This is a genomic window from Orlajensenia leifsoniae, from assembly GCF_004570845.1.
Taxonomy (GTDB): domain Bacteria; phylum Actinomycetota; class Actinomycetes; order Actinomycetales; family Microbacteriaceae; genus Orlajensenia; species Orlajensenia leifsoniae.
Genome location: NZ_SPQZ01000014.1, coordinates 1 through 860, shown reverse-complemented (window position 1 = coordinate 860; position 860 = coordinate 1). Strand labels below are relative to the sequence as shown.

Annotated in this window: 1 protein-coding gene; it reads left to right on the top strand. The window is 70.5% G+C overall.

Annotated features, from left to right (window positions below):
• Positions 1-66 precede the first annotated feature (66 nt).
• Positions 67-860 (top strand): DUF222 domain-containing protein (locus E4M00_RS17715; protein ID WP_240037282.1); only part of this gene is annotated, 794 nt, incomplete at its 3' end.

Below are 860 nucleotides of genomic sequence, written 5' to 3'. Positions count from 1 at the left end.
GAAGCGGCCCGACTCATTGCGGTGGGGGCGGCGACAGCATCCCGGCAGGCGTTCTCCGGGCAGCGGATGCCGCCCCGACACCCGCACGTCGCCGCCGCCATCAATACCGGGCTGCTCAGTGTCGACGCTGCCGCGATGATCATCACCATGCTCGACCGGGTCGCACCCCGCGCCGACGCCGCCCAGCTGATCGCCACGGAACGCACTCTGGCCCGGAGGGCACCCACCCTGACCCTGGAGCAACTGCACCGGCTGGTCGCTCAGGCGGAGGCGTACCTCGACACCGACGGGATCGGCGACCGCGAAGACGCCCTGACTGCCGAGCAATCGGTGCGCATCCGGCAGGAACCCTCCGGCATGCTCCGCTTCACCGCCCACCTGAACCCCGTCACCGGTGCCCTGCTGAAGACCGCGATCGAGACCCTCGTCACCGCCCGCATCCGCAGTACCCGTGCCACCGACCCGACCGAGTCAGCACCGGTGAGTATCGGCCGCATGCAGGCCGACGCCTTGGTCGCGATCACCGAACACGCGCTGACCTGCCGGGAGACCATCACCCCGCTCGATCTGGCCACGATCATCATCCGCATCAACCACACCGACCTCGTCAGCGGGGTCGGGGCGGCGTTCATCGACGGCATCGACCAGCCCACCAGCGCCGGCACCGTCCGACGGATCGCCGGCCAAGCCGGCATCATCCCGCTCGTCCTCGGCGGCCCCTCCGAAGTCCTCGACCTCGGCCGCACCCAACGCCTGTTCACCATCCCGCAACGCATCGCCCTCGCCGAACGCGACGGCGGCTGCGCCTTCTGCGGCACGACCGGCAGCTACGCCGAAGCCCACCACCTCGCCTGGTGGGA